General features: G+C 66.8%; 18 protein-coding genes. 7 read left to right on the top strand and 11 right to left on the bottom strand.

Features of this window, described 5'->3' with window-relative positions; all coding sequences use genetic code 11:
• The 5 genes from JDO7802_RS02620 to dctP form a co-directional block, all read right to left on the bottom strand.
• Positions 1-747: AMP-binding protein (locus JDO7802_RS02620; protein ID WP_144430515.1), on the bottom strand; the 747-nt coding region annotated here is incomplete at its 3' end.
• Positions 744-1979, bottom strand: a complete 1236-nt coding sequence (locus JDO7802_RS02615) for a malonyl-CoA decarboxylase (RefSeq protein WP_055082308.1) — start codon at positions 1977-1979, stop codon at positions 744-746. The genes JDO7802_RS02615 and JDO7802_RS02620, both read right to left, overlap by 4 nt.
• Positions 1976-3292, bottom strand: coding sequence for a TRAP transporter large permease (locus JDO7802_RS02610; protein WP_055082306.1), 1317 nt, complete (start codon positions 3290-3292; stop codon positions 1976-1978). The genes JDO7802_RS02615 and JDO7802_RS02610 overlap by 4 nt, the downstream gene beginning before the upstream one ends.
• 1 nt (position 3293) lies before the next feature.
• Complete coding sequence (locus JDO7802_RS02605) at positions 3294-3866, bottom strand: TRAP transporter small permease (protein WP_055082304.1); 573 nt, start codon at positions 3864-3866, stop codon at positions 3294-3296.
• A gap of 77 nt (positions 3867-3943) precedes the next feature.
• A complete protein-coding gene (gene dctP, locus JDO7802_RS02600; RefSeq protein WP_055082988.1) occupies positions 3944-4921 on the bottom strand; it encodes a TRAP transporter substrate-binding protein DctP in 978 nt (325 codons plus the stop codon).
• A 121-nt stretch (positions 4922-5042) separates the two neighbouring features.
• On the opposite strand from dctP, the gene JDO7802_RS02595 reads away from it, so the two are divergent.
• From JDO7802_RS02595 to JDO7802_RS02585, 3 genes are all read left to right on the top strand, one after another.
• Complete coding sequence (locus JDO7802_RS02595; RefSeq protein WP_245624089.1) at positions 5043-5690, top strand: GntR family transcriptional regulator; 648 nt, start codon at positions 5043-5045, stop codon at positions 5688-5690.
• Positions 5691-6129: 439 nt separating this feature from the next.
• Complete coding sequence (locus JDO7802_RS02590) at positions 6130-6498, top strand: DUF2946 family protein (RefSeq protein ID WP_055082300.1); 369 nt, start codon at positions 6130-6132, stop codon at positions 6496-6498.
• A gap of 93 nt (positions 6499-6591) precedes the next feature.
• On the top strand, positions 6592-7071 hold the full coding sequence (locus JDO7802_RS02585) for a copper chaperone PCu(A)C (protein WP_055082298.1): 480 nt from the start codon (positions 6592-6594) through the stop codon (positions 7069-7071).
• A 32-nt stretch (positions 7072-7103) separates the two neighbouring features.
• Here JDO7802_RS02585 and JDO7802_RS02580 read toward each other — a convergent pair whose 3' ends face one another.
• The 3 genes from JDO7802_RS02580 to JDO7802_RS02570 all read right to left on the bottom strand — a co-directional run bounded on the left by JDO7802_RS02580 (position 7104) and on the right by JDO7802_RS02570 (position 10063).
• A complete protein-coding gene (locus JDO7802_RS02580) occupies positions 7104-7883 on the bottom strand; it encodes an ATP-binding cassette domain-containing protein (protein WP_055082297.1) in 780 nt (259 codons plus the stop codon).
• The gene (locus JDO7802_RS02575; RefSeq protein WP_055082294.1) at positions 7880-8956 is read right to left on the bottom strand and encodes an ABC transporter permease; all 1077 of its coding nucleotides are present in this window, start codon (positions 8954-8956) and stop codon (positions 7880-7882) included. Before JDO7802_RS02575 ends, JDO7802_RS02580 begins: the two co-directional genes overlap by 4 nt.
• 87 nt (positions 8957-9043) lie before the next feature.
• On the bottom strand, positions 9044-10063 hold the full coding sequence (locus JDO7802_RS02570) for a sugar ABC transporter substrate-binding protein (RefSeq protein ID WP_055082292.1): 1020 nt from the start codon (positions 10061-10063) through the stop codon (positions 9044-9046).
• A 181-nt stretch (positions 10064-10244) separates the two neighbouring features.
• Here JDO7802_RS02570 and JDO7802_RS02565 point away from each other — a divergent pair, with 181 nt between their 5' ends.
• From JDO7802_RS02565 to uxuA, 4 genes are all read left to right on the top strand, one after another.
• The gene (locus tag JDO7802_RS02565) at positions 10245-11441 is read left to right on the top strand and encodes an ROK family transcriptional regulator (RefSeq protein ID WP_055082290.1); all 1197 of its coding nucleotides are present in this window, start codon (positions 10245-10247) and stop codon (positions 11439-11441) included.
• 76 nt (positions 11442-11517) lie between these two features.
• Entirely contained in the window at positions 11518-12546 is a 1029-nt protein-coding gene (locus tag JDO7802_RS02560) for a Gfo/Idh/MocA family protein (protein ID WP_055082288.1), read from the top strand.
• On the top strand, positions 12543-13565 hold the full coding sequence (locus JDO7802_RS02555; RefSeq protein WP_055082286.1) for a Gfo/Idh/MocA family protein: 1023 nt from the start codon (positions 12543-12545) through the stop codon (positions 13563-13565). Before JDO7802_RS02560 ends, JDO7802_RS02555 begins: the two co-directional genes overlap by 4 nt.
• Positions 13562-14761 carry a mannonate dehydratase gene (gene uxuA, locus JDO7802_RS02550; protein WP_055082285.1) on the top strand — a complete coding sequence of 400 codons (1200 nt, stop codon included), beginning with the start codon at positions 13562-13564 and terminating at the stop codon, positions 14759-14761. Before JDO7802_RS02555 ends, uxuA begins: the two co-directional genes overlap by 4 nt.
• Positions 14762-14806: 45 nt before the next feature.
• On the opposite strand, the gene JDO7802_RS02545 is transcribed toward uxuA, so the two are convergent.
• From JDO7802_RS02545 to JDO7802_RS02535, 3 genes are read right to left on the bottom strand one after another with little or no spacing between them, the layout of a single operon-like run.
• Positions 14807-15718, bottom strand: a complete 912-nt coding sequence (locus JDO7802_RS02545; protein ID WP_055082283.1) for a ribokinase — start codon at positions 15716-15718, stop codon at positions 14807-14809.
• A complete protein-coding gene (locus JDO7802_RS02540; RefSeq protein ID WP_055082281.1) occupies positions 15718-16176 on the bottom strand; it encodes an RbsD/FucU family protein in 459 nt (152 codons plus the stop codon). The genes JDO7802_RS02545 and JDO7802_RS02540 overlap by 1 nt, the downstream gene beginning before the upstream one ends.
• A 1-nt stretch (position 16177) precedes the next feature.
• Positions 16178-16816, bottom strand: coding sequence for an SGNH/GDSL hydrolase family protein (locus JDO7802_RS02535; RefSeq protein WP_055082279.1), 639 nt, complete (start codon positions 16814-16816; stop codon positions 16178-16180).
• Positions 16817-16925: the final 109 nt, after the last annotated feature.

Raw genomic sequence — 16925 nt, 5'->3', positions numbered from 1 at the left:
CGGAACCCCCATCATCGCGGTCGCCCGCGGCATCGCGTCCAGCACGGCGGCGGGGTCGAACGTGTCGAACCAGATCATCGATCCGCCGGCCGTCAGCGTGACGTTCACCGCCACGAACAATCCATGCGTGTGGAAAATAGGTAGCGCGTGAATCAGCGTGTCGTCGGACGTGAATCGCCACGCGTCGGTCAGGGCGCGGGCATTCGACAGCAGGTTGTCCTGGCTCAGCATCGCACCCTTAGATCGGCCTGTCGTGCCGGACGTATAAAGGAACGCGGCAAGGTCGCTTCCCGTGCGGGGCACCACATCCGCTGGATCCGCCGCGTCGGTGGCCTGGGCGAGCGTTCCATCGCCGTCCGGTCCCAGCGTCATCAGCGCCGCCCCCGCGTCGTCCGCGATGGATTTCAGCGCTTCGGCATCGGCGGGGTCGCAAACCAGCATGGCGGCCTGCGCGTCGCCGACGAAATACGCAACCTCGGGCGCGGTATAGGCCACGTTGAGCGGCAGCAGAACGATCCCCACCCGCGCGCAGGCCGCATAAAGCGCCAGGGCATCGGGCGATTTCGCGATCTGGCAAGCCAGGCGGTCACCGGGCCTAAGCCCAGCCCCGATCAAGGCCCCGGCCATCCGGGCGGCACGCGATGCGAAAGCGTCGTGGGTCAGCGTCGCGCCGTCGGGCAGATGCAGGAACGTGTCGGTACGTCCCACCTGCGGCGCGAAAAGCGTATCGTAGAGCGGATTGGTCATGCCTGTGCCTCCGGGATCTGGGCCTGACGGGCGAGGGATTGGACGGACCGGGTCGCGGCGATCCGTCCCTCGTTCAACCCCTCCAGGTTCTTGGCGATCCGGTCGGGCTCGTAGAGGTAGTTCACCATGGCCCCCCGCGATTGACGCTGCCCGCTTGCTGAAGGGTCGGCATCCGCGTGGATGTCGTGGATGGTGGCACCGTTGCCCAGATGGAACCTCGCAACCGGATCGCGCGGCAGTGCGCCCCGGCGTTCGCGCGTCAGGTAATGCGCCGCCGCCTGTCGCAGCGCCGCGTCGTCGGCTGGCGCGACCCCCGCGGCGGTCAGCCAATCGGCGAGGCCGGGAATGGGTGACAGGGTCACGAAGGTGCGCAGGCCGGGCAATTCGGCCGTCAGATCGGCGACGACCTGCTTAATCAGCAGGTTCCCGAAAGAGATACCGGCCAAGCCCGGCTGGCAGTTCGAAATCGAATAGAAGACGGCCGTATCCGCCTGCGCCTTGGGCAGAAGAACGCGATCCTCGGCCAGCAGCGCGCCTATCTTGCCGGGGATTCCCCGTGTCAGAGCCACTTCCACGAAGATCAGCGGCTCGTCCGGCATGGCGGGGTGGAAAAAGGCGAAACAGCGCCGGTCTGCGGGCTGAAGCCGGCGACGCAGGTCGTCCCAGCTGTCGATCGTGTGCACGGCTTCGTACTCGATGATCTTCTGCAAAAGACTTGCAGGGCTATCCCAATTCACCGGTCGCAGAACCAGAAAGCCGCGGTTGAACCACGAGCGCAACAGATGCGACAGATCGGCGTCGACGACCGTAAGCGCGCCGTCGGTCCGGGCCGCCCGGCGCAGATCGGCGCGCATCTCGACCAGCTGTCCCGTCGCCCCCGGCACCCGGTTGAGACGTCGGAACAGGTCCTGACGCGGTGGCTCGCTCGCCGTCATCAGCGCGGCATGGGCCAGCGGCGTCGGGTCGGCGGAATAATCGGCCAGAGCGGTCGCCACCTTGCCGGCGTCGATCTCCATCTCGCCGGCAAGCCAACCGAAGAATGCGGCGCGGGCATCGTCGTCCAGGCCGCGGTAGCGGTCCAGCACCCGGCGGGCCAGATCCATGCCCGACACCTCGTCGCGCGCGGCCATCAGGCCCGAACACAGGGTCATGATATCGCGCCGGTCCCCCGCCGCCGACCCGACGTATCGCCGGTCGAACACGGTCGACAGAAGGCCGGCCAGCGTCGTCATACCGCCGATCCCATGACTGCATCGGGCAACCACGTCGCCAGACCCGGAAACAGGCACAAAAGCAGGATCGCCAGGACCATGCAGCCCACGTAGGGCAGCGAGCCCGTGAGGATCGTCTTGAGCGGGATTTCCGGCGCGATGCCATTGATGACATAGAGGTTGAGGCCCACGGGCGGAGAGATCAGCCCGATTTCCATGTTGATCGTCAGGATGACAGCGAACCAGATTGGGTCGAATTCGGCCGCTAGGATGATCGGAAGCAGGATGGGGGCGGCCATCAGGATCACCGCGACCGGTGGCAGGAAGAACCCCGCGATCAGCAGGAAAATGTTGACCGCGATCATCAGAACCCAGCGGTTCACGTCCAGCGTGCTGATCCATTCGGCGATGCTCTGCGTGACGTAGAGCGACGACAGCATGTACGAAAACACGCCTGCGGCGGCGATGATGAAGAGGATCATCACCGATTCCCGCGTGCTGTCGCGCAGCACGGTCCACAGGGCCGCCGGCGACCAGAGCTTGTAGATCACCATCGCGATCACAAGGCAGAGCAGCGCACCGACCGCCGCCGTCTCCGACGGCGTCGCGATGCCGCCGTACATCGCGTAGAGCACGCCCAGTATGATGACGAGGAACGGCAGGACGCGGGGCAGCACCTCGAACTTCTGCTTCCAGGTGTAGTCGGTGGGCGTCAGCACGGCGAGGTTGCCCGACTTCCACGTGGCAAAGATCGACCACGCCATGAACAGACCCACCAGCAGCAGGCCCGGAATGACCCCTGCGAGGAACAGCCGCCCGATCGAGGTTTCGGTGGCGATGCCATAGACGATCATGGTGACGGACGGCGGGATCAGGATGCCCAGCGTGCCGCCCGCCGCGATGGAACCGGCGGCCACCCCGTCGGTATAGCCGCGCCGGCGCATTTCCGGGATGCCCATCTTGCCGATGGCGGCACAGGTCGCGGGGCTGGACCCCGACATGGCCGAGAATAGCGCGCAGGCCCCCAGGTTCGACACCACGAGGCCGCCCGGCACGCGGGTGAGCCAGCGTTCCAGTGCTTCGTAAAGGTCGGCCCCCGCCCGTGTGGAGGCGATACTCGCCCCCATGATGATGAACATCGGGATCGCCAGCAGCGCGAAATTGTCGAGCTTGCCGAACAGGATCTCCGGCATCAGCTCCAACGAGCGGATCCCGTCGAAGATGATGAGAAACCCTGCAGAGACCACCAGCAGGCCGACGGCCACGGACATGCCCGAAAACAGCACGAGGATGGTGACGATGGCGACAAGGCCACCCAGCAGCAGCGGATCCATGTCAGTGCCCCCCTTCAGCGGCGGATGCCGCGCGGGCGGCCAGCGGGTCCTTGTCAGGCAAGCCGAAAGGCTTGTCATAGCCCTTTGCCACAGCCCAGACGTCGGAAATCATCTGCAACGCCAGCAGGCCGAAGCCGACCGGGATCGACAGATACGGGATCCACAGCCGGACGCCCCAAACCGTGTCCGACCGCCAGCCCCGCGACCAGGCGGTGTACCAGAATTCGGCCCCGTAGAACGTCATGATCGCGATGATGAGGGTGGACGCGGACAGGGTGCAGTAGAACATCGCGCGGCGCGGTCCCGGCGGCAGCGCGATCGGGATCAGATCGACGTTCACATGGCCGCGCAACTTCTGCACATAAGGCAAACCGACCAAGGTGGCCGAAATGACGAGGTAGATCACCATCTCCGTCTGCCAGACCGTCGAACTGTTGAGCACGAAACGCACGAAGATCATCTGGCAGGTGATGGCGACCGCGACCACTATCATCGTCGCCGCGATCCAGCCGGCGATGGTGGAAATCCACCCGATGGTCCGAGTCACCCCGTCGCCGCGTTCCAATCCGTCCATAAAGATGCTCCCCGCCGTTCCGTACGACCCCGGCACATCGCGCGCCGGGGTCCGTTGCCGTCAGCCCAGGTGGCGGATCACTCGACGGCGAGGGCCTTGTCGAGAAGCTCCTGCCCGCCGGGCACCTCTTCCACGAAGGCGGTATAGGACGTTTCCTGCGCCAGGGCGCGCCACGCCTCGAACTCCTCGGCGGTCATGTCCTTTATCTCGACACCCGCATCGGCGAACACCTGACGGCTGTCGGCATCTTCCTTCTTGGCTTCCTCCAGATAGAAGACCTCGGCTTTGTCGGCGGCTGCCAGAAGGGCCGTCTGCTGATCGTCTGTCAGGCCGTCGAACGTCGTCTTGTTCATCAAAAGCGGCTGATACATGAACCACAGCGCATAATCGCCCGGCGGGGTGTAGCAGGCCGCCTGCTCGTAGATGCGGTAGCTGACGAAAGACGAGGAGGAGGTGTTGGCCGCATCCAGAACGCCCGTCTGCATCGCCGAATAAATCTCCGACGACGACATCGACGCGATGGACGCCCCGGCCCCGGCCAGCATCTGCTCGAACGCCTTGCCGGCGGCGCGGGTCTGCAGGCCTTCCATGTCGGCGGGACCGGTCACGCACCTGTCCTTGCCGACGAAACCCCCGGCCAGATAGCCGTCGACCAGAACGATCACGTCGTCTTCCGCGGCCGTTGCCTTGATCTGCTCCATGAACGGGCTCTCGTTCAGGCGCGCGGCGTGATCGTGGTTCTTCACCAGGCCCGGCATCAGCGTCAGATTGTACTCGGGGCGCTGCCCGCCGGCATAGCTGAGCGGCAGGACCGTCATGTCCAACTGACCGCGGCTGAGCGGTGTGTATTGTTCGCGCGCCTTGAACAGCGATTGCGACGGAAAGATGCGGATGTCGAGGTCGACCTCGGCGGTGGCCACCTCGTCGGCGATCATCTGGGCGACCTTGTGACGGACGTCCTGCGTCGACCATTGGTGCGACAGGCGCAGCGTCTCGGCGGTCGCGGCTCCAGTGACGAGCGTCGCGACGACGCCGGTCAGGATAGCGGTCTTGATGGTCATGGTATTCCTCCCTTGGAACGGCTCTCCCGGGCCGACTGCGCAAGACCAACATATCTTGGACACAGGGTCAATCATATTGTATACAAGGTGCAAACCCGAAGACATGGAACGTCGGATGCGACAGGCTGACATTATCGCCAAGGACATCGAGAACCGGATCGTCACCGGAGAGCTGGACCACGGCGTCCGGCTCGATGAGGTCAGCATCGCGGAGCGTCATGCCGTCTCCCGCACGCCGGTGCGCGAGGCGCTGCAACTGCTGACCGCAAGCGGTATGGTCGAACATCTGCCCCGTCGCGGCGTCTTCGTCCGACAGCCCGATCTGGTCGAATTGCTTCAGATGTTCGAGACGATGGCCGAATGGGAAGGCGTGGCGGGGCGGCTGGCCGCGATGCGGATCGACGGCGAAGGGCTAGCGCGGCTTATGGCGGCCGACACCGCATGTGCCGCGGCCGCCGCCGCCGGGGATGCCGACCGCTATTATTCCGAGAACGCCGTGTTCCACGCCGTGATCTATGCCGCGACGGCCAATGCCTTTCTGGAGGGGGAGTTGCTGCGCCTGCACCACAGACTGCGACCCTACCGACGCTCCCAGCTTCTGATGCGGGGCCGGATGGAGCAGTCGCTGTCCGAACACCGCGCAATCGCCGCAGCCCTGCGCGACGGCGATGCCAACGGGGCCGCCGCCGCCCTGCGCGCGCATGTCACCGTTCAGTCCGAACGCATCCATCTGATGCTGGGCCGCACGAAAGCGGCATCCTAGATCAGGCGACCCGGTTTTTGGCCCGTATCCTCGCAAGACGCGGGCAAATGCATAGCCGGCACGGGCACCCGGTCGACGATGGCGCGGCTGCAGGCGCCCGACGGTCTCGACGGTCTGCTGCGCAAAGCATCCGGGCAATTTCGGATCTCGATCCGATCCTCGTCCACTGCGTTGAGCGCGATGGGCCCGGCGTCGTCGCGACCGGCTCGTGCCAACAGCGACCCATGTCGCCCCGATCGACAGCGCCTGTCGACATGGCGCGTTGGGTTCCTGCATCGGCTGGACCGTGTGTGGCGGGTCTGTCCGGCGACAGTCCCATGGCGGAAAACGCGGGGGGCCGCGATGAAACGCGACAGACCGTCCCTTTCGCCGCAATGGGCGATATGGCAAACCTGTCATAGATCTTTCGGAGATTGCCTTGCCCCGGATCCGGCACCCGTTGACCCGTCTGAGACGCGCCGCACTCTGTGCGCTGCTGCTGCCGTTCCTGCTTGCGTCGATGCTCGCCGCCGGCACGATGCCGGTGCGCGCGGATACGGGCCTCGTCACGATCGTCATCTGCATCGGCGACGACCTGGCCCGGATCGTCGTGCCCGCAGACGAGGCACCACCGGGCCATGCCCCGGTCGCACATCCCGACTGTCCGTGGGAAGACGCGGCATCCCCTGCCTTGCCGGGGCCGGTCGCGGCCAATCTAATCCCGATGGCCGGTCTGTCACGGGCCGATTATCCCGCGCGTCAGACGCAGACGGTCCTGGGCCTTCGCCCGCGCGATGTCGCAAATCGGGGTCCTCCGGCTCGGGTCTGATTTCGACGCGGGTGCCATGCGCCCCCGAATTCACGCCTCGTCTCGCAAAGCCGGGAAGGCGTGCGACGACTCTCATCCGAACGGAACTCCGATATGAAAAACCTTATTCTTCTGGCCGCTCTCCTGATCGGCGGCGCGGCGCACGCGCATGACTACCGCGTGGGCGACATCACGATCGCCCACCCCTTCGCCCTCGCCACCGTGGGCAACGCGCCCGTCGGCGGCGGCTATATGGAAATCACCAACGCGGGCGATACCGACGACGTCCTCCTCTCGGCCACGGTCCCAGAAGAGGTGGCCGGCATGGTCCAACTTCACGAGATGTCGATCGACAACGGTATCATGCGGATGAGCGAGGTGGCGGGCGGCATCGCGATCCCGGCGGGTGAAACCGTCGTCCTGAAAAGCGGCGGCCTGCACGTCATGTTCATGCGCCTGCAGGAAGGTCTGAAAGACGGGCAGGAGATTCCCGCGACCCTGACGTTCCGCGATGCGGGCGACGTCGATGTCATCTTCAACGTCGAAAAACGCGGTGCCGCGAAGACCGAGGGTCACGACGGTCACGGGGACTGACGGGTCCGGCCCGGTCGTCGTGGCCGGGCCGCCTATGCCGCCAGCGGCGCGTCCTTGGCCCCGGTCATGAACGCCACCGCGTCGGACATCGTATAGTCTTTGGGGTCGATCACGCACAGCCGCTTGCCCAGACGATGGACATGGATGCGATCTGCCACCTCGAAGACATGGGGCATGTTGTGACTGATCAGGACGATGGGGATGCCCCGCGACCGCACATCCAGGATCAGCTCCAGCACCCGGCGCGATTCCTTGACGCCCAGTGCCGCCGTCGGCTCGTCCAGGATGATGACCTTGGACCCGAAGGCGGCGGCGCGGGCGACGGCCACGCCCTGGCGCTGCCCGCCCGACAAAGTCTCGACCGCCTGGTTGATGTTCTGGATCGTCATCAGCCCCAGTTCCGACAGCTTGTCGCGGGAAATCTGCTCCATCCGGGCGCGGTCCAACTGCCGCAGGACCGACCCGCGCCAGCCAGGCTTGCGCAGCTCGCGCCCCATGAACATGTTGTCCGCGATGGACAGGGCCGGCGACATGGCCAGCGTCTGATACACCGTCTCGATGCCTTCTGCGCGCGCGTCCGTCGGCGTGTTGAACCGAACGGGCTTGCCCTCCAGCAGGATTTCGCCCTCGTCGGGGACGACCGCGCCGGACATCGCCTTGATGAGCGAGGATTTGCCCGCGCCGTTGTCGCCGATCACGGCCACGATCTCGCCCGCGTGCAGGTCGAAATCGCATTGGTCCAGCGCCGTGACGCGCCCGTATCGTTTCACCAGACCGCGGGCCTGAAGGATGGGTGTGCTGCTCTGGGTCATGCCGAGACCTTTCGTATCCACTGATCCACCGCGACGGCGGCGATGATGAGGACGCCGATCAACAGGTACGTCCACTGCGCGTCCGCGCCCGCAAGACGCAGGCCCAGCGTGAACACGCCCACGATCAGCGCGCCGAAGAACGTCCCCGCAATGGAGCCGCGCCCGCCGAACAGGCTGATGCCCCCGATCACCACGGCCGTGATGCTTTCGATATTCAGAAGCTGACCCGATGTGGGCGACACCGATCCGATCCGTCCGATCAAGGCCCAGCCCGCGATGGCGCAGATGAACCCCGTCAGCGCATAGACCGAGATGATGGTGCGGTTCACGTTCACGCCCGACAGCTGCGCCGCCTCCGGGTCGTCGCCCACGGCATAGACGTGCCGTCCCCAGGCGGTCTGGCGCAAGGCATAGGCCAGGACGACCACGATCAAGACCATGGCGATCACGCCATAGGTGAAGGTCGCCCCGCCCCGCCCATCGGCATCTGCGCCGATCTTGAAGGTCGTGCCCAGGAATTGCAGCAGCGGGGCCTCGGCCTCGATCGCCTGACTGCGGATCGTCTCGTTCTGGGAATAGAGGAAGTTGGCCGCCAGCACGATCTGCCACATGCCCAGCGTCACGATGAACGGCGGCAACTTCATGCGCGCCACCAGAAAGCCGTTGAGCGCGCCGATGGCCGTGCCCACCAGCAGGCCGCAGGCGACCGAAACCTCGACCGGAACGCCGTAGCGGAACGTGAATTGCCCCATGATGACCGAGGAGATGACGGCGATGGCCCCGACGCTCAGGTCGATGCCCGCCGTCAGGATCACCAGGCTTTGGGCGGCGGCGACGATGCCGACGATCTGTACCTGTTGCAGGATCAGGGTCATGGCGAAGGGGCTGAAGAACCGCGATCCCAGCAGCAGACCGAAGACCGCGATCGACACCAACAGAACGAACAGCGGGACCAGCGCGGGATTGACGTGCAGCGCGTGCTGCAGCTTGGCCAACGCGCCGCGCCGCGACTCTCCGAACTGGGCGACGCCCTCGGCCCGGTTGCTGGCGGCTTCGTAATTCTCGGATGCCATCGGCTTCGCTCCCCCTCGACCTGGCCTTGTGCAAAGGGACACCGACGACGGTGCCCCTTCGCTTACCCTTAGCATATCTTCAGGCGATCAGCCCCAGCAAAGGTCCTTGCCTTCGGCGACCGAGATGCTGTCGACGCCGTCGGCAGGCGCATCCGTGACGAGGGCCACGCCGGTGTCGGTGAAGTCCTTGCCCTCGGTCGGCTCGGGCAGGGTGCCGTCGGCGGCGAAAGCGGCGATCGCCTCGATCCCCTTGGACGCCATCAGCAGCGGATACTGCTGCGACGTGGCACCGATCACGCCATCCTCGATGTTCTGGATACCGGGGCAGCCGCCGTCGACCGACACGATCAGCACGTCGTTTTCGCGCCCAATGGACCGCAGCGCCTCATAGGCACCGGCGGCGGCAGGCTCGTTGATGGTATAGACGACGTTGATCTCCGGATCGACGGCCAGCAGGTTCTCCATCGCGCGGCGACCGCCTTCCTCGTTGCCTTGGGTGACGTCGTTTCCGACGATGCGGGGGTCGTCCTCGTCGCCGTTCACATTCGGGTCGGCCAGATCGATGCCGAAGCCCTGCAGGAAGCCTTGATCGCGCAGAACGCCGACGGTCGGCTGGCTGACAGCCAGATCCAGCATGGCGATCTTGGCGTTCTCGGCCTCATCGCCCAAGGTCGCGGCGGCCCATTTGCCAATCAACTCCCCGGCCAGGAAATTGTCGGTCGCAAAGGTCGCATCGGCCGCGTCGATCGGGTCGAGCGGGGTGTCAAGCGCGATGACCAGAAGGCCCGCGTCGCGCGCCTGCGTCACGGCTCCGACGATGGACGACGTATCGGACGCGGTGATCAGGATGCCGCTTGCCCCGTCCAGGATGCAGGTCTCGATCGCGGCCACCTGCGTCTCGTGGTCGCCGTCGACCTGACCGGCGTAGGAACTGAGGGTGATGCCGTTTTCGGCCGCAGCCGCCTCGGCCCCTTCGCGCATCTTGACGAAGAACGGGTTGGTGTCGGTCTTGGTGATCAAGCAGGCGGACGTCCCATGCGCGTCGGCAAAGGCGGACCCGCCGGCAAAAGTGGCGGCAAGCGTGGTGCAGATAAGCAGTTTTTTCATTTCGGTTCCTCCCAAGAACGCTCTTTTTGGCGGCACACCGGGATTCTTCCCGACGCCTCCTCCGCCCTGTGCGCCATTTCCTGCCAGCGTCACGAAACCGTGTCAATTAGTTAATTAGGTTTCTTTACTAACCCCGGACCCCCGTCTAGATTGCCCCCACCGGACGTGTCAAAGGACCCGCATGAGTACCGCCGTCGTCAGATCCATCTCGACCGGGCTGAGCCAGAAGGGCGTCAGGAACCATAACGAACGGCTTCTGCTGTCGCTGCTGCAACGCCACGGATCGCTTCCGGCAAGTGATCTGTCCCGGCGCGCCGGTCTGTCGCCGCCCACCGTGTCCGCGATCCTCAAACGGTTGGAGGCCGACGGTCTCCTCGAACGCGGGGAGCCTGTGCGCGGCAAGGTCGGCAAACCGTCTCGCCCCATGCGTCTGTCGCCGGACGGGGCGTTGTCATGGGGTCTCAAGATCGGTCGACGCTCTGCCGAACTGGTCCTGCTGGACTTGGCAGGCGTGGCGCGTGCCACGCGCCGCCTGACCTATGACGGGCCGGAGCCTGCGGCCGTCTTCGCCTTCCTTGACGCCGCCACGTCCGAGATTTCAGCCGACCTTTCGCCTACGCAATACGGCCGTCTGTGCGGGATCGGCGTCGCCGCCCCGTTCGAATTGCAGGCCACCGGCGACGCGCCGCAGCGGACCGGGCCGTTCGCCGCCTGGGCGGGCGTCGACATCCGCGCGCGGGCCTGCGCGGTCACCGGCCTGCCCGCGGCCCTGACCAATGATGCGACCGCCGCCTGTCAGGCCGAACAGATCTTCGGGCGCGGCAAGGAATTCCGCGATTACGCCTATTTCTTCGTCGGGGCCTTCGTCGGCGGCGGCGTCGTTCTGAACCATTCCGTCTATGAGGGGCGTCAGGGAAATGCCGGCGCGCTCGGCTCACTCCCCACGCTGGGTCCGAACGGCGAAAGCCAGCAACTGGTCGATACGGCCTCCATCCACACGCTGGAACGGCGATTGCGGGAATCGGACATCGACCCTGCTATTCTATGGGCCCAACCGCAGGATTGGGGCGGCATCGCCCGTCACGTCGACCCCTGGCTCGGCCAGATCGCGCAGGAGCTGGCGCGCGCCTGCCTGTCGATCTGCGCCGTCATCGACTTCGAAGCGGTGCTGATCGACGGGGCCTTCCCCCCCGCCATTCGCACCGAGTTGGTGGAGCGGGTGCGCCGCTATCTGGCGAACCAGGACGTGCGCGGCCTGATCGCGCCGCAGATCGAGGGGGGCACCATCGGCATCGGCGCCCGCGCCGTCGGGGCGGCCAGCGGACCGATCTCCTCCCAATTCCTGCTCGACACCCATGCCGGCCTCGCCGTCGGTTGACGGCACCTTTCGGATCAGACGCCACCCGTCTTGACAGCCGCGCGGCCGCACCCCACCCCTGACCGCAGGAGGCGGGATGAAGGCAGCGTTGATCGGTCTTGGCATGGTGGCGGAAACCCACGTGCGCGCCCTGCACGATGCGACGGGCGTCACGCTTTCGGGCGTGCTGTCGCGCGACCCCGCCCGCGCACGCGCCTTCGCCGACCGGGTGGCACCGATCATCGGCAGCGTCCCCCATGTTTTCGACGACCTGCCCGCACTTGCCGCGTCGGACGTGGATTTCGCCATCCTGTGCACACCGCCGAACGCGCGGGCGGATATCGTGCCCGCGCTGGCCCGCGCTGGCAAACCCATCCTGATGGAAAAACCGGTGGAGCGGACGACCGATGCGGCGACGCGGATTGTCGAACTTTGCGAGGCGGCGGGTGTCCCGCTTGCCATCGTGTTCCAACACCGGATGCGGCAAGCGTCCCGCGATCTGGCCGATCTCCTCTCTACCGGTCGACTGGGGCCGATCGCGGCGGTGGACATCGCGGTGCCCTGGTGGCGCGACCAATCCTACTACGACGCACCGGGACGCGGCACCTATGCCCGCGACGGCGGCGGCGTTCTTATCAGTCAGGCGATCCACACGCTGGACCTGGCCCTCACCTACACCGGTCCGGTCGCCCGAGTGCAGGCCATGGCACGGACGACCCGGCTGCACGCGATGGAAGCGGAGGATTTCGTGACCGCCGGCCTGGATTTCGCCTCCGGGGCCGTCGGCAGCCTGACGGCAAGCACCGCCAGCCGTCCGGGCGACGCAGAGAGCATCACCCTGCACTGCACACAAGGCTCCGCCCGTCTGGCCTCGGGGCAGCTGACGCTGACTTGGGCCGATGGCACAACCGAGACGTTGGGCGATGCGGCCGGCACGGGCGGCGGGGCCGATCCAATGGCCTTCACCCATGCCTGGCATCGGGCCGTGATCGAGGATTTTGCCGCCGCCCTGCGCGACGATTGCCCCGTCGCCTGCACCGGGCGCGAAGCGTTGCGCGTTCATGCCCTGATCGATGCGATCGTCCGTTCCTCGGCCCGGGGATGCGCGGTGGAGGTGCGACCATGACCCGACCGATCCGCTTTGCGGCCCTCGGCCTCGACCACCGGCACATCTACGGCATGGCTGCGAACCTGATGGCCGAAGGCGCGGTCTTCGCTGCGTGGTGGACCGACGGCACGCCCGAAACCCTGCCCGGTTTCCGGGAACGCTTCCCCGACGTGCCGTTTCGCGACCGAGACGCCATCGTGTCGGACCCGGACATCGACCTGATCGTGATTTCTGCCGTGCCCGCCGACCGCGCCGATTTGGCCGTGGCGTCGATGCGGGCGGGCAAGGACGTGATGACGGACAAGCCGGGGTGCACGACGCTGGATCAGCTGGACATGCTCCGCGCCGCGCAGGCCGGGACGGGGCGCATCTGGTCCATCGACTTCTCGGAGCGGTTCGAGGTGCCGGCGATGACCCGCGCGGCCGATCTGGTGACGGCGGGCGCAATCGGGCGCGTGGTGCAGACCACCGGCCTGGGCCCCCACCGCCTGAACGCGGCGACCCGGCCCGATTGGTTCTTCGAGCGCGCGCGATATGGCGGCATCCTGACCGACATTGCCAGTCATCAGATCGACCAATTCCTGGTCCTGACCGGCAGCACCGATGCCACGATCCACTGCGCCCATGCGGCAAATTACGCCAACCGCGATCGGCCCGGACTTCAGGATTTTGGGGAAATCGTGCTGCAATCGGGCAGCGGACCGAACGCGGCCCACGGCTACATCCGCGTGGATTGGTACACGCCCGACGCCCTGCCGACCTGGGGCGACGGGCGGCTGACGATCTTGGGAACCGAAGGGTATATCGAGCTTCGCAAATACGTCGACGTCGGCGGCGCGCCCGGCACCGACCACCTGATCTTGGTCAACGGCGACACCTGTCGGAAGATCGACGCATCCGGTGCCGGTCTGCCCTATTTCGCGCGGCTGCTGGCGGACGTCCGCGACCGGACGCAGACGGCGATGCCGCAGGCCCATGCCTTCAAGACGATGGAACTGGCGATCACGGCGCAGATGATGGCGGAGGGGACGCGATGAAACAGACCTGGCGATGGTTCGGCCCGCAGGATGCGGTCACGACAGCCGACATGCTGCAATCCGGGGTGGAAGGCGTGGTGACGGCCCTGCACCACATCCCGCCCGGCGCGGTCTGGTCGACCGCCGAAATCCAGGACCGGCAGCGGGCGATCGCATTCCTGCCGGATGGCACGCCCTCGGGTCTGGGCTGGGACGTGGTGGAGAGCCTGCCAGTCTCGGAGGCGATCAAGACGCAAGGTCCGGACCTGGCCGACCATCTGGACGCTTACCGGGTCTCGCTGCGAAACCTCGCGGCCTGCGGGATCGAGACGATCTGCTATAATTTCATGCCCGTTCTCGACTGGACCCGGACGGACCTGCGCAGGCCCATGCCCCACGGCGGCAATGCCATGGCCTTCGACCTGACGGATTTCGCGGTCTTCGATCTGTGCCTGCTGAACCGAGCGGGGGCCGTGCACGATTATGGCGATGCCCTGCGCGATGCCGCCCATGCGCGCCACGCCGCGATGGACGATGCCACCCGCAAGGCGCTGGTCGACAACGTCGTTGCCGGACTGCCGGGCGCCAACGACGGTTGGACGCTGGAGGAGGTGCGCGCACATCTTGCCGCCTATGCCGACATCGACGCGGCGGGGTTGCGCGTCAACCTGATCGATTTCCTGTCCGAAGTCGCACCCCTCGCTCAGGAGCTGGGCCTGCGGCTGTGCTGTCACCCCGACGATCCGCCCTTCCCGCTTCTGGGTCTGCCGCGGGTGATGTCGTCGCAATCGGATTATGCGGCCGTGATCCAGGCGGTCGACACACCCGCGAACGGCGTGACTTTCTGCACCGGATCGCTGGGCGTTGATCCCGCCTTCGACCCGGTCGCCTTCGTCGGGGCGTTGGGCCATCGCATCCACTTCGCCCATCTGCGCAACACGCGCCGGGACGGCATACCCGACGGCGCGCGCACCGGGTTTCACGAAGCGCTGCACCTGGACGGCGACACCGACATGGTCGCCACCATCCGGGCCCTGATGGCCGAGGAAGCGCGCCGCCGCGATGACGGGCGCGCCGACCACGCCATCCCGATGCGTCCCGATCACGGTCAGCAGATCCTGTCGGATCTGACCCGCGCCTCGGCCCCCGGTTATCCGCTCATCGGTCGGATGCGCGGGCTGGCGGAACTTCGCGGGGTGATGGCCGCTGTGACGTGACAACCGGCATCTTGCGCATGTTCGGACCGTCGGGTGGCAGTCGCATCACAGCAGCGCGTCGATTTCCGCCCGCGACGGCATGGACGCCGCCGCCCCCGGTCGCGTCACCGAAATCCCGGCGCAGGCACACCCGAAGCGGGCGGCGGCGACCGGATCCATCCCCTCGGCCAGCGCGCAGGCGAAAGCGCCGTTGAAGGCGTCGCCGGCCCCCGTCGTCTCGACCACCGGACCGGCGGACACCGCCGGGATCGACACCGACCGGTCGCCGTCGTGGTACAGAACCCCCTGCGCGCCCAGCGTCACGATGACCGCCCGCGCCACGCCCATCGCCAGCAGAGTATCTGCCGCCGCCCGTGCCGACGGCAGGTCGCGCACGGCCACGCCCGACAACGCCTCGGCTTCCGTCTCATTTGGGGTAACGTAGTCGCACAGCGCCAGCATCCCGTCCGGCAGGGTCGCCGCGGGGGCCGGGTTCAGGATCGTCGCCGCACCCCCCGCCCGCGCGATCTGCAGGCCGCGCATCGCGGCATCCATCGGTTGCTCCAGCTGCGTGACGAAGACCGACGCGCCGCCGATCACGTCCGACCGTGCCTCCACATCCGCCGGGGTGATCCCCCCGGCCGCACCCGGTGCCACGATGATGGCGTTGTCGCCCGTGGCCGCCTCGATGAAGATCATCGCGGCCCCCGTCGCCTCCTCGCTTTCGATCACTGCGGACGTCACGCCGGCGTCGGCCCAGACCCCACGCGCCATATCTCCGAAGGGGTCGCGCCCGATGCGGGCGATGAAATGCACGTCCGCCCCCGCGCGACCCGCCGCGACCGCCTGGTTCGACCCCTTACCGCCGGGCCCCAGCGTAAAGGAGTGTCCCAGAACCGTTTCGCCGATACGCGGCAGGCGGTCGGCATTGAAGGTGGTGTCGGCGACGAAAACGCCCAGGATCGCGACATGTCCCATCAGCCCGCCCGCCCGTCGGGTCCGACGATGCCCTTGCGCAGCATCACGTTGCCATAGGGGCGGCGTTCGCCGGTCTGGATGATGACATAGGCGGCCTTGGACAGCTTGTAGAAGGCGAAGCGTTCGACCGCCGGAACCCGGCGCGTCTCGCCCACGGCCTCAAGCGCGGCCTTGGCGTCCAGATGGACCTGCGGCACCGTCGCCGCATCGCCGACGACGGCCATGGTAGCGGCGAAATCGTCGGTGAAACTGTCCAGCGGAAACAGCGACAGGATGGCGTCCATCGCATCGCGCGTGTCGACGTTTTCCATCGACAAGGACCGGCCATAGGTCGTGCGTCGCCCGGTCGAATCCGCCGGGAAATTCGTGTCCACCAGCACCAGCGTATCGCCGTGCCCCATGGCCCGCAGCGCGTGCAGGACGTCGGCGTTCAGCGCCGGGTGAAGTCCGATCAGCATGTCATGTCTCCTTCGACATCGCAGCGACGGCATCGGCCATCGCCAGGCCCAGGGCGGCCTGCGCATCCGCCGCCATGTGAACTCCGTCGGTCATGTCCACCTGCGCCACGCGGCCCGCATCGAAGAAGGCGCAGCCCAGCCGCGCGGCCTCGTCCCGCAGGGCCGGTGCGATGGCCCGCGATCGGACGCGCCCGCCCTGAAACATCTCGGCCAGCACCCCCGCCTCCTCCACCGGCACGGGCGCGACGAGCATCACCTGCGGTGTCCGACCCTCGGGCCCGGCGTTGGACGCCTGCACCACCTGCGCCAGCTTGCCCACGCCCGCCGCGATATCCCAACCGCGCAGACCGAACCGCGCCTTGCAATCGTTGGTGCCCAGCATGACGATCACCAAATCCAGCGGGCGGTGGCTTTCCAACAGGGCCGGCAGCGCGCGCATTCCGTTCTTATGCGCCCCGTCGATCGGGTCGTCGTGCACCGTGGTGCGCCCCGGATGCCCTTCGCAGATGATCGACGTCCCAAGCGCCTGCGCCATCACGTCGGGCCAGCGCGCCGCCGGGGGATGACGCGCCACGCCGCCCAGATGCGCAAGCGGCACCGTCCCATGGCTGTTGCTGTCCCCGAAGACCAGTATCGACATCCGCGTTCCCCCCGGCGCGACGCTAGCCGTCGTGCCCCCCTTCCGCAATCCGGACCGACGGTCGCTGCGGACATGCCGGCCCGCTCATTCGCGCGAAACACGAATTGAC

This window comes from Jannaschia donghaensis, from assembly GCF_001403795.1.
In the GTDB taxonomy this organism is placed as follows: Bacteria; Pseudomonadota; Alphaproteobacteria; order Rhodobacterales; family Rhodobacteraceae; genus Jannaschia; species Jannaschia donghaensis.
This window is presented reverse-complemented; position numbering and strand designations above follow the sequence as displayed.

Coding starts and splice junctions, on each gene's coding strand:
- JDO7802_RS02605 (WP_055082304.1), bottom strand. CDS start 3,866: ATGGACGGATTGGAACGCGGCGACGGGGTGACTCGGACCATCGGGTGG.
- JDO7802_RS02545 (WP_055082283.1), bottom strand. CDS start 15,718: ATGGGACATGTCGCGATCCTGGGCGTTTTCGTCGCCGACACCACCTTC.
- JDO7802_RS02615 (WP_055082308.1), bottom strand. CDS start 1,979: ATGACGACGCTGGCCGGCCTTCTGTCGACCGTGTTCGACCGGCGATAC.
- JDO7802_RS02535 (WP_055082279.1), bottom strand. CDS start 16,816: ATGTCGATACTGGTCTTCGGGGACAGCAACAGCCATGGGACGGTGCCG.
- JDO7802_RS02540 (WP_055082281.1), bottom strand. CDS start 16,176: ATGCTGATCGGACTTCACCCGGCGCTGAACGCCGACGTCCTGCACGCG.
- JDO7802_RS02580 (WP_055082297.1), bottom strand. CDS start 7,883: ATGACCCAGAGCAGCACACCCATCCTTCAGGCCCGCGGTCTGGTGAAA.
- JDO7802_RS02595 (WP_245624089.1), top strand. CDS start 5,043: ATGCGACAGGCTGACATTATCGCCAAGGACATCGAGAACCGGATCGTC.
- JDO7802_RS02585 (WP_055082298.1), top strand. CDS start 6,592: ATGAAAAACCTTATTCTTCTGGCCGCTCTCCTGATCGGCGGCGCGGCG.
- JDO7802_RS02565 (WP_055082290.1), top strand. CDS start 10,245: ATGAGTACCGCCGTCGTCAGATCCATCTCGACCGGGCTGAGCCAGAAG.
- JDO7802_RS02560 (WP_055082288.1), top strand. CDS start 11,518: ATGAAGGCAGCGTTGATCGGTCTTGGCATGGTGGCGGAAACCCACGTG.
- JDO7802_RS02555 (WP_055082286.1), top strand. CDS start 12,543: ATGACCCGACCGATCCGCTTTGCGGCCCTCGGCCTCGACCACCGGCAC.
- uxuA (WP_055082285.1), top strand. CDS start 13,562: ATGAAACAGACCTGGCGATGGTTCGGCCCGCAGGATGCGGTCACGACA.
- JDO7802_RS02570 (WP_055082292.1), bottom strand. CDS start 10,063: ATGAAAAAACTGCTTATCTGCACCACGCTTGCCGCCACTTTTGCCGGC.
- JDO7802_RS02610 (WP_055082306.1), bottom strand. CDS start 3,292: ATGGATCCGCTGCTGCTGGGTGGCCTTGTCGCCATCGTCACCATCCTC.
- JDO7802_RS02575 (WP_055082294.1), bottom strand. CDS start 8,956: ATGGCATCCGAGAATTACGAAGCCGCCAGCAACCGGGCCGAGGGCGTC.